The following is a 10,366-nucleotide window of genomic DNA, read 5'->3' as shown; positions in this document are numbered from 1 at the left end:
TCACTAGCTCTTTCTTGTAACGTACAAAAATCTTTTTGAAAGCATGTTTATCCGTATCGTCGATTTTGAAAAGCATATCCGAAAATAAAGGATTCGCACGCATATGCGACATATATTGTTCAGTTTGCTCGATGGTTCCTGAGAGCGTTCCGTTAATTCCTTCATCAGCAATTAAGATACGGCCTTTTACGTTTAATTCCTTGCAATATGCAAGATGTTCAGCGGCAAACTGCTCAGCATCCGGTACAGCTACAAATTTATAATACAATAAAACTCGAAAATGATTAGCTTCACTCATCGTAGTCTTTCCTTTCCAGTAAACAAATAAAAGCATTCTATATTATAGTTGACATTTTAAATAATTTCAACTTAAAACCTTTTTGAACCTTTTTCATATACGAAACCAATGTATAGCGAAAGCAAATAGAGGAGGGGCTATATGAAAAAAGGGATAATAGTCATATTGATCTGTTTGGTGCTTGCCGCGTGTTCCAACGAGCAGCCAAGCATGCCTCAGGATTTTATTACAAATATCGAAAGTACGGATTTAAGCAAGGAACATACTGGCGAGATATCGCCTGGGGATTCGGTACAATTACTTACGGATAAACGTGGTGAGCCCAAAGGGAAATACGATATTAAAATGAAAAAAGCAGATAATTATGATGTGCCCGTTCAGTCTTGGGAGTATTTTAACGCTACATATACGGTAACTGACAGCAATGTCGCAAGCTATAATCTGCTTCCAGATGAAGCTACCCATAAAGGGGCTAAACTGGGAAATTCTATACAATCTGTGAAGGACATGTATGGGGATGCCTATTATAATAGAGAACACGATGATTTAAAACTACTAGGTTATATCGATAAAGAAAAGGAATGGGTGCTCGAGTTTATGGTAGATCAAGAAAAGGTAACCGGCATCATGATGAGTGAATTATCCCTTTTTGAAACGAAATAATAATTGAAATTGGCACATGAGTACTCGTGTGGCGTGAGGAGGTTTCCGTATTGAAGGATTCGGACATACAACCCTTGTTAGCTTCGCTTCTGGATGAAGATCCGGAAGCTTTCCGCTTGGTGTATGAGAAAACGGCAGATCATATCTATCGTACCGTCTATTATTTGGTCACGAACAAAAATGAAGTTAATGATATCGTTAGTGAGATTTACATCGCTATGCTCTCCGCTTTGCCTGCCTACGACTACAATAGACCATTTCGAGCCTGGCTTAACGGCCTAATCATTAATCAGGTTAATCATTATAATCGAAAGGGCTGGCGATTTTTACGTTTAATTAATCGCAATAAGCAATTGTATGGCGTACAGCCATGGAAGAGGCCAGATGAATTAGCGGTCGAAGAAGAAGAAAAACACCAAGTACTTCAGCTCGTAAACAGCTTGTCTGCCAAACATAAACAAATAATCGTACTTCGCTATTATCAGGATTGCTCCTTTGAGGAGATTGCCAGCACGCTCCAAATCCCACTAGGCACAGCCAAATCCAGACATCATGAGGCTTTGAAAAAACTGCGAAATCGAACCTCACATTCTCAATTTTTCAAGGAGGTGTTTAATCATGTCGATTGAACAAGAGCTAACACAAGCCTACAAACAATCCGCAACGAGAATCAAACGCCCTGAGGAGCTTGATGCTCGAATCGAACAGCTGTACCGTAAGCAGAGCTTCCAAAAGAAGACCAAGCTGCACGCGGTAAAAAAATCATGGACGCTCAGAATTATCGTAGCGGGATTGCTCCTTACTTCCATGGGTTTCTCTACACCCTATATTTTTCATTTTAAAGACGAGATTATTGATTACATGCTGCATAATGGTCAATTAGGAACGTATGATGCGATGTTGGCTCAGCAAATGCGAGAGTCGCTCGAAGAGGTTAAACAAACACTTCCTACCGAGGGGAAGGCGATATTCTATTCACAAAAATTAAAAAGCCTTTTGCCGAAAACTAATACTATCCCTTTCACAATCATCACCAATCCATACGTGTGGAAAGTGGAGAAGGATTGGGAGATGCAATTGACAGAAGTAAATCCAGATCTTCAATTACCTGATTCCTTAACAGAAACATTGACGTTTATTGGAGGTCAGAAGGAGCAGCCGTTTGGCGGTTCATTATCCGCTGCAGACATGGAGTCGCTTCATGAGCTTGAGAAACGAGTGAAGAAAGAGAAACCGAAGGAGACCTGGCTGCCTCTGCCCAGACCTGTAGCAGAGAGCGTGGATCATCCTATCTATACGACGACTTATGAGAACGAATCCACTGACATTATTCATATCACCATGGAAGTATTCACGGATAAGAGCAATGTGCAATTACGTTCAAATCTAAAGGCGCAAGAGCAAATCGTTATTGGACAACAATCTGCTACTTATGCTCTAGCCCAGCCGTTTCTGTACAGTGATTCGGATCAGTATCAATCTGTCTTTTGGATGGATTCACTAGCGGATGAAACGATACTATACACGATAGGCAGCCCTGATCTAGACATAACCAAATCAGAATTAACCAGTATAGCCGAGCAGTTTATTCATTGATAACTGGGGAGAGTGTTCAATGCAACCATACGCTATTTCTACGAAAAGCCACTTCGTAACGATGCTGCTTGGCACATGGCTGGTGCTCGGTATATTCGTAGACGGTTATGCCCATAACCATGATGTTGTCGAAACATTTTTCACTCCTTGGCATGCGATTTTGTATAGTGGGTTTCTTGCATGCGCAGCATGGATACTTGGAATGATTGTATATGTGAAAAAAAGAATGGGCTGCTCGTGGAAGCAAGCCATTCCTAGTGGATATGAGCTTGGCTTGCTTGGCGTCATCATCTTTCTTGCAGGCGGCTTAGCTGATATGGCTTGGCATATTATTTTTGGAATTGAAGTGAATCTTGAAGCGCTGCTTAGTCCTTCTCATTTAGCTTTAATGCTTGGTGCCATTCTCATCTTATCAAGTCCACTTCGAGCAGGCTGGAGGGAGCTGAGTGGCGACCAGATAGGTTGGAGAAGCTTTTTCCCATACTTATTATCCTTAGCGTTATCAGCGGGTACTGTCAGTTTTTTTCTCATGTATGTGTGGATGTTTCGGTATAATTTGCCAGCGCCCAAAGTAGTTGCTTGGTATATGAACAATTCCAGCACTTTATTTGCGCACCGAATGGCAGATGATGCCGAGGTAAGAGGATTAACGTTTATCCTACTTAATACGATCGTATTTATGTTTCCCATTTTATTTATGCTAAAGCGCTGGAAGCCTCCTTTTGGTGCGATTACTTTTGTATTCTTACTCATTAGCGCACTAATGGGTGTAATCGATGGTTTTACCCAAATACATAGTTTACTCATATCGTTTGTTGCAGGACTCAGCGGTGACTTATTGCTACATTTTAGACGCTCTGATCTGAATCGCAGGCGAAGCAGCAGGCTGATTGCAACCATTACGCCTATTGTGCTTTGGGGCAGTTACTTCGGCTGGATGGCTGCGACGAGCGGAATTGGCTGGGAGCCCGAGCTGTGGGTAGGCTCAATCGTACAAGCTTCGCTGCTGTCGCTGGGCCTTAGCCTTTTAGCCCAATCGCCTGAGCGTGTAAGTCAATGAGCGTACGATTAAAGTCCATTATTTTGTTGCTTATAACTTTGTTCATCATCCTGTTAGCTGCAACTGGCTGTGCTTCGGGTACATTTACGAACCTTACGAACGTCGATATAGAACCGCCTAAGCGCGGATTGCTGGCTGCTCTTCAGAATGAACAAATGCCGTCACCAGAAGCTTCAGGTTATCTTGTAAAAATAAGCGAAATAAATGGCAATCCAGTAGAAGCAGGAGAAATGGAATTACAATTGGAAGTCACCACCGCGGATGGGCAGCCTGTAACGAAATTTACAGAAGATATGACCAAGCTCATGCATCTGATCGTCGTTAGTAAAGATTTATCATCGTTTCAGCATGTGCATCCCGATTATGTGAAAGACAATGTTTTTCGGACAAAGCTTAATTTACCATTTGCAGGCTCGTTTTATGTAACGACTGAATTCAAGCCTCATAAACAAAAAGTTGTCATTCATAAGCAGTGGATACAGGTTTCTGGCGAGCCATTATCTAACAAAACAATAGTTCCTGACACCACATGGATAAAAAGTGTAAGCGGCTTAGAAGTTTCATTATCGGCAAGTCCCGGGATTGGTGAAATAGAAGCGGGACAGATGGTTATGTTGCTATTCCGATTTATTGATAAAGAGACGGGAAAGCCGATTAAGCAGATAGAGCCATTTCTCGGCACTTCCGGCCATTGTGTTATTTTGAACAGCACAGTTGACCAATTCGTGCATGCACATGCAATGGAAGCGATGAGTGGTGGTTCAAACGTCATGTTCCACACGGTATTTCCTGAGAAAGGCATCTACAAGTTATGGGGGCAATTTCAGTTTAAAGGCGAGGTGCTGACGGTGCCATTTGTCATCACCGTTAAATAAGAGATGGTTGAACCAAATAAAAAGTGTGTATGTACTCCTGCCCCCGTTAAGGGGGTTTTTGCTTTTTATAAGCCTTTATTCAATAACGACCACTGGACTAATCCATTCTTTTATTAGTAAATTGCTCAAGATTGCTGTCCATAATGTGGGATTTACCGCATTAGAGGGTTCGTACATTCCCCCTATACTTATAAATGTAAGGGTTTTCAAAAATGAAGAAGGGGGAAAGGAAATGACATTCACGACTCGAAAATGGTTTTGTTTTGCGTTAGCGTTTGCGATTTTGGCATCATCGGTATTTGTTTCAGCGCCAAGTGCGAAGGCAGCATCAGACGGAGTAGGGGGAGCGGGAGTGGGTCCAGCTACAATTTATTCGTATCAGCCTTCAGCAAAATATGCAGTTTCAACGAACTATAGCCTTAAGGCGAATGGAGTAGAAATTCCAGTGGTTAAGGGCTTCAACGACTACGATTATGCAAGCTTCTCGATGGGAGGCGGACCGGTAACCTATGAACTAACGATCCTGAATACGGACAAGGTGCATGAATATTCGATCAGTCCGAAGAAACTCGGTATTCAAGCTGATTCGGTGGTTGGCAGAACGATCACGTTTACGACGCAGAAGGATGAGTATTTGATCATCATGATGAACAACCGGGCTACCCGATTGGTTATCGCGGCTGATCCGGCGGAGACGGATATTCCGAATGCCACCGGCGAGGGGATCTATAATGTGACCGCAGCGCCTTATCTGGTGACGACAACGGGGGAGAAAACGGGAGTAGCAGCGAGAACAGCTGCCTTGCAGCAAGCCATTAATGATGCGAGCAGCTATGGAACTGCGCAGGGGAATGGGAAGCAAGGCATCGTTTATGTTCCACGCGGTACGTATTACATCGGTAATATCCTGTTGAAGAGCAACACGGCGCTTTATATGCAACCTGGAGCAACATTTGTTGCTACGGGAAAGACGGCAGATTATACCGAACATTGGTTTAAGGATTCGATGGGAAGGCCCGCCACATGGTGGATTTCTACAGCCTTTCATTCGACGAATATTAAAATTTACGGGCGCGGCACGATCGATGGCAACGGACAAGCGCTGCATGATGATAAAAGTACGAACGGCAAAGGTATGATCAACAATCTGATCGTGCCTATCGCTACATCAAATTTTAAGATGGATGGCATCATGGTTCGGGAATCGGCTGGCTGGGCGATCGTATCGACAAGATCCAATGATTTAGCATTTACGAATTTGAAAATGTTCAACAGCCTGGGCATGGGCGAAAATGACGGCATCGACATTTGCGAGTCGCAAAACGTAGTCGTTAGAAATTCGATTGGCATAGCGCTGGATGATCCGTATTCCACCAAAGCATGGCGGGAGGATACGGATATCGCATCCGGGAAGGTACCGTGGCCAGGAAGTCCGGAGCCGGTGCAAAACGTGCTCTTCGAAGACGCGATTTCTTGGACTTTATGTTATGGCTTCAAAATGGGTCAAGGCGTTATGCAGGACCAACAAAATATTACGTTCAAGGACGGTGTCGTGTATAAGGCAGCGGTTGGTTTTGCCATTCATCATAAATATGGATCGGGTAAGGTAAGCGGCATTACCTTCGAGAATATGGATGTAGAAGATATCAGCGGCAGCAACGAAGACAACAGTGCTTGGATGACAATGTTTACAGTAAACGGCGGCAATGCAGGTGTCGGACCGATCACAGGCGTAACCGTAAAAAACATTACAGTACGAGACATTGGCGAAGGCTTCTCCAAGCTGAAGGGGATGGAAGGAGCGGAGATTACAAATATTACGTTCGAAAACGTGTATATGCCGGGCAAAAGCGAGCCTGCAAAAAATCTCCATGAGATGAACTTTCTGAGCAAGGAGCATTATAGCGGTGTAACGATCAAGCCCGTGCAAAATCCGGAGCCTAGGACGCGGACGAATCTGGCGCTAAGGAAGCCCGCGGTCGGCTCTTCGAATGACGGCGTCGAGGATACGTCGCGTTATGTTAATGACGGTAATCTCGCGACCCGCTTTGGCTCCAAGCGAGGCATCGATCCGAGCTGGATTTATATTGATCTCGGGGAGAGCAAGACAATTGATCAAGTGAAGCTGTACTGGGAGAGTGCCTATGGCAAAAGCTATCAGATCCAAGTTGCCAACGATATAAGCAGCGAAGCAGGTTGGCAGACGGTGTACAGTACGACGACTGGGAAGGGCGGCATCGAGACGGTTTTGTTTAATGAAGTCAACGCCCGCTACGTGCGGATGTACGGTACGGTAAGAGCGACAGTGTATGGTTATTCCCTTTGGGAGCTTGAGGTATATGGACCCGAAGTGTTTGCGGACAGCATTACTTTGAATCAATCAGCATTTACGCTGGTGACTGGCAAAACGGAGCAGCTAAGCGCAGCGCTTATGCCAGAGCAAACGACGAACAAAAATATAACGTGGACAACAAGCAACAGCAATGTTGCAACGGTAAGCCAGACTGGGCTTGTTACCGCCATAGGGATAGGGACGGTCAACATTACGGCGAAAACACAAAACGGCGACTTAAGTACATCAGCAGTTGTGACGGTGATGGAACCAACTGATCCAATAGATCCAACTGATCCAACTGAACCAGGGGAGTCGCTTTTGCCGCCAGTACTATATGAGGCAGTGGCGGGCAATGGAGAAACCAGCTTAAGCTGGAACGCCGTGGATCATGCAGATGGCTACAAAATATTTGTCAGCACGACGCCAGGCGTTTATTCGGAAGAGACAGCAACCGTAACAGGCTCTGTATATAACTATTTAGCCAAAGGCTTGAGCAATGGTCTTACGTATTATTTTGTTATCAAGGCTTATAATGGGTCAGGAGAAAGCACAGCTTCTAATGAAATAAGCGCAGTTCCAATAGGAGAATCAGGACCTGTCTCGCCTATTAATCCTCCGCAGCCTGGGAAGCCTACTAATGCAGAGTTTGCTGTGTTGATCAACGGCAAGGAAGAGCAGCTTGGAACCGCAGAGACTTCAACAATAAATGGACAATCGGTTACTCAGTTCAAGCTTGATCCTGTTAAACTCGCGAATAAGCTGGCCAGTGAGCAAGAGCATTCGGTCATTGCGATACAGACGAGAACACAGCCTGATCGTTTCCTAGCTGGGCTGACTGCGGAAATACTGGATAATCTTCAGCAGAAAAATGCGGTAATTATGCTGCAAACCGCTGCAACAATCTATACGCTGCCTGCGCAGCATATTAATTTAAAAGCATTGATGGTGCAATTTAACACTTCTGCAGAGCCGTCAGCCATAGAGATTAATATCGAAATCAGCAAGCCGGAAGCAGCGGTTCAAAAGTTGCTAGACGAAGCTGCTATAATCGGCAAGTTTTCATTAGTTGATGCGGCATTTGATTTTACGGTTACCGCCAATTATGGAGGAACCAAAATGAATATCGACAGCTTCGACGCCTATGTGGAAAGGGCGTTGATACTTCCTGACGATGTGGATCAAACTCAAATGACGACAGCTGTTGTCATTGACCCAGACGGATCAGTTCGCCATGTACCTACCAAAATTGTTCATAAGAATGGCAACTATATAGCAGTAATTAGCAGTTTGACAAACAGCGTGTATGCGCTTGTCCATTATGATACCGTATTCGTGGATATAGAGGGACACTGGTCAGCATCCGCCGTAAATGATCTAAGTGGACGACTCATCGTAAAAGGTGTGGACAAAAATAAGTATCTGCCTAACCAAGAGGTTACGCGAGCTGAATTTGCGGCTTTGCTCGTTCGGGCGCTCGGCCTGAAAACTGTCAAGGCAGCGCAAATATTCACAGATGTGAATAGCTCGGCTTGGTATTCGGAGGCAATCCAAACGGCTTATGCTTATGGCCTGATTGAAGGATTCGAGGATGGGACATTCCGTCCAAGCATCAGCATGACACGTGAACAGGCCATGGCGATCACAGCCAAAGCAATGAAGCTTACGGGATTAAAGGACAAACTAGTGAATACAGATACCGATACGCTGCTGCAAGGATTTGCGGACAGAGCAATGTTTGCAGAGTGGGCTATAAGCGGTATCGCGGATTGTTTGCAAAGTGGTCTTATTAACGGAAAAACAGATCATCAGCTGGCGCCAAAAGCAAACCTGACTCGAGCGGAAGTTGCATCGCTCATTCAACGGCTTTTACAAAAATCAGAATTGATTTAATTTTCTAAATGAAAAAAGGATTGTCTCTAAAGCGACGACTGGAGACGATCCTTTTTGCTGTATGATCATTATAAAGTGAGTCCAAATCGCTTGAGCTCAATAAAGATGGGTTCCAATCGTTTACCTTTTTCAGTAATGGTGTATTCTACTCTTGGGGGGACTTCAGCATAAATGGTTCGACTAACGATGCCTTGGTCTTCAAGCTCCTTCAAGCGAAGGGAAAGTGTTTTCGGACTGATGCCTTCGAGTGATTTCAACAATTCACTAAAGCGCATCGTTTCTTCGACCAGCAGGTCACGAATAATGAGAAAGGTCCACTTCGTACCGATAATGTCTAGTACCTTACCTATAACGCAAGGAACACCATAGGTACCACGCTCTAGAACGAGCAGTTCACGTTCATCCATTAGGATCACCTCAACTAATTTAACTCCATTTCTTCAAGTATAGTACAAAAGTAACTTTAGGGAAACTATATGAAAAAAAGTTCACTACTTTCACTTTTATACTAACTGTGGTAAAAATAGAGTAATAACTACCCACTCTAATTAACGAAGAGGTGCATAGATCATGACGTTTAAACATTTAGATACACCATTTGAACTCAAAAGTCTTAAGCTTAAAAATAGAATTGTAATGGCACCTATGTGTCAATACTCTGTAGACGCGAAGGACGGGATACCTAATGAGTGGCATTATGTTCATTATGTTTCACGTGCGATAGGCGGTACGGGTCTTATCCTCATGGAGATGACCGATGTTGATCCAGATGGTCGCATTACAGATCATGATTTAGGGCTTTGGTCAGATGAGCATATTCCAGCTTTCAGACGCATTATTTCAGAAGTGCACAAACATGGATCCAAAATAGGCATTCAAATCGCGCATGCTGGGCGCAAAGCAGAGGACGCTGAGCAGCCCGTTGGTCCATCTGCCATCCCAGCAGGTCCTAACTATAAAACACCTAAACCACTTTCTGTCGAAGAAATAAAAGTTATTGTGAATCAATTTAAAGAGGCAGCTAGAAGAGCAGTAGAAGCGGGTGTAGACACAATTGAAATACATGGTGCTCATGGTTATTTGGTGCATCAATTCCAGTCTCCGGGCATTAATACCCGTGAGGATGAGTACGGTCAGGATTTGGCTAAATTTGGTGTAGAGGTCGTTCAAGCGGTGAAAAGCGTAATGCCAGCAGACATGCCGCTCATCATGCGAATCTCTGCCATTGAATATATGGATGGTGGTTATGATTTGAACCATAGCATCGAGTTCAGCAAACGCTACAGAGAAGCTGGAGTTGATGTGTTTCATGTATCCAGCGGCGGAGAAGGACCAGTCGGAGTAAGGCGTCCGGGCAACTATCCTGGTTATCAGGTGCCTTTGGCACGTGCTCTGAAAGAAGCGCTGCAGGTACCTGTCATTGCCGTAGGCAAGCTGGAGGATCCACAGCTGGCTGAAGCGACGATTGCGAGTGAAGATGCTGATTTAGTAGCTGTTGCTCGCGGCATGCTTCGTAATCCTTATTGGGCATTACATGCAATTCAGGCCATTAAAGGTGAGGCATTACCCGCAAAGCAATATGAAAGAGCATACTGATCATTATCAAGCTAATAATAAGAAGAGCCTCTTGGACGCCGAGAGGCTCTTCT

The 10,366-nt window shown here is 44.3% G+C and carries 8 protein-coding genes and 1 pseudogene; 7 read left to right on the top strand and 2 right to left on the bottom strand.

Annotated features, from left to right (window positions below; genetic code table 11):
- Window positions 1–298, bottom strand: a pseudogene (locus AB4Z50_RS33525) (rhodanese-related sulfurtransferase); the annotation flags it as partial.
- A 141-nt stretch (window positions 299–439) separates the two neighbouring features.
- On the opposite strand from AB4Z50_RS33525, the gene AB4Z50_RS33520 reads away from it, so the two are divergent.
- The 6 genes from AB4Z50_RS33520 (at window position 440) to AB4Z50_RS33495 (ending at window position 8,717) form a co-directional block, all read left to right on the top strand.
- Window positions 440–961 (top strand): hypothetical protein, encoded by a 522-nt coding sequence (locus AB4Z50_RS33520; RefSeq protein WP_441886344.1) that lies wholly within the window; start codon window positions 440–442, stop codon window positions 959–961.
- A gap of 50 nt (window positions 962–1,011) precedes the next feature.
- Entirely contained in the window at window positions 1,012–1,590 is a 579-nt protein-coding gene (locus tag AB4Z50_RS33515) for a sigma-70 family RNA polymerase sigma factor (protein WP_441886341.1), read from the top strand.
- Window positions 1,580–2,557, top strand: a complete 978-nt coding sequence (locus AB4Z50_RS33510; RefSeq protein ID WP_441886338.1) for a hypothetical protein — start codon at window positions 1,580–1,582, stop codon at window positions 2,555–2,557. Before AB4Z50_RS33515 ends, AB4Z50_RS33510 begins: the two co-directional genes overlap by 11 nt.
- A gap of 19 nt (window positions 2,558–2,576) precedes the next feature.
- Window positions 2,577–3,617: a hypothetical protein gene (locus tag AB4Z50_RS33505; RefSeq protein ID WP_441886335.1), complete on the top strand. Its 1,041-nt coding sequence runs from the start codon at window positions 2,577–2,579 to the stop codon at window positions 3,615–3,617.
- Window positions 3,614–4,492 (top strand): hypothetical protein, encoded by an 879-nt coding sequence (locus tag AB4Z50_RS33500; protein ID WP_441886332.1) that lies wholly within the window; start codon window positions 3,614–3,616, stop codon window positions 4,490–4,492. The genes AB4Z50_RS33505 and AB4Z50_RS33500 overlap by 4 nt, the downstream gene beginning before the upstream one ends.
- Window positions 4,493–4,724: 232 nt before the next feature.
- Entirely contained in the window at window positions 4,725–8,717 is a 3,993-nt protein-coding gene (locus AB4Z50_RS33495; RefSeq protein ID WP_441886329.1) for an S-layer homology domain-containing protein, read from the top strand.
- A 68-nt stretch (window positions 8,718–8,785) separates the two neighbouring features.
- On the opposite strand, the gene AB4Z50_RS33490 is transcribed toward AB4Z50_RS33495, so the two are convergent.
- Window positions 8,786–9,124, bottom strand: coding sequence for a winged helix-turn-helix transcriptional regulator (locus tag AB4Z50_RS33490; protein ID WP_441886326.1), 339 nt, complete (start codon window positions 9,122–9,124; stop codon window positions 8,786–8,788).
- Window positions 9,125–9,287: 163 nt separating this feature from the next.
- Between AB4Z50_RS33490 and AB4Z50_RS33485 the strand changes: the two genes are divergently transcribed.
- Window positions 9,288–10,313, top strand: a complete 1,026-nt coding sequence (locus tag AB4Z50_RS33485) for an NADH:flavin oxidoreductase/NADH oxidase (protein ID WP_441886323.1) — start codon at window positions 9,288–9,290, stop codon at window positions 10,311–10,313.
- Window positions 10,314–10,366: the final 53 nt, after the last annotated feature.

Origin of the sequence: Paenibacillus sp. 2TAB26, assembly GCF_052115145.1 — a bacterium.
Lineage (GTDB): Bacteria > Bacillota > Bacilli > Paenibacillales > Paenibacillaceae > Pristimantibacillus.
This window is presented reverse-complemented; position numbering and strand designations above follow the sequence as displayed.

What these genes read in the sequence shown, in the direction of transcription:
- AB4Z50_RS33505 (WP_441886335.1), top strand. Translation starts at nt 2,577, where the DNA reads ATGCAACCATACGCTATTTCTACGAAAAGCCACTTCGTAACGATGCTG.
- AB4Z50_RS33490 (WP_441886326.1), bottom strand. Translation starts at nt 9,124, where the DNA reads ATGGATGAACGTGAACTGCTCGTTCTAGAGCGTGGTACCTATGGTGTT.
- AB4Z50_RS33485 (WP_441886323.1), top strand. Translation starts at nt 9,288, where the DNA reads ATGACGTTTAAACATTTAGATACACCATTTGAACTCAAAAGTCTTAAG.
- AB4Z50_RS33510 (WP_441886338.1), top strand. Translation starts at nt 1,580, where the DNA reads ATGTCGATTGAACAAGAGCTAACACAAGCCTACAAACAATCCGCAACG.
- AB4Z50_RS33520 (WP_441886344.1), top strand. Translation starts at nt 440, where the DNA reads ATGAAAAAAGGGATAATAGTCATATTGATCTGTTTGGTGCTTGCCGCG.
- AB4Z50_RS33500 (WP_441886332.1), top strand. Translation starts at nt 3,614, where the DNA reads ATGAGCGTACGATTAAAGTCCATTATTTTGTTGCTTATAACTTTGTTC.
- AB4Z50_RS33495 (WP_441886329.1), top strand. Translation starts at nt 4,725, where the DNA reads ATGACATTCACGACTCGAAAATGGTTTTGTTTTGCGTTAGCGTTTGCG.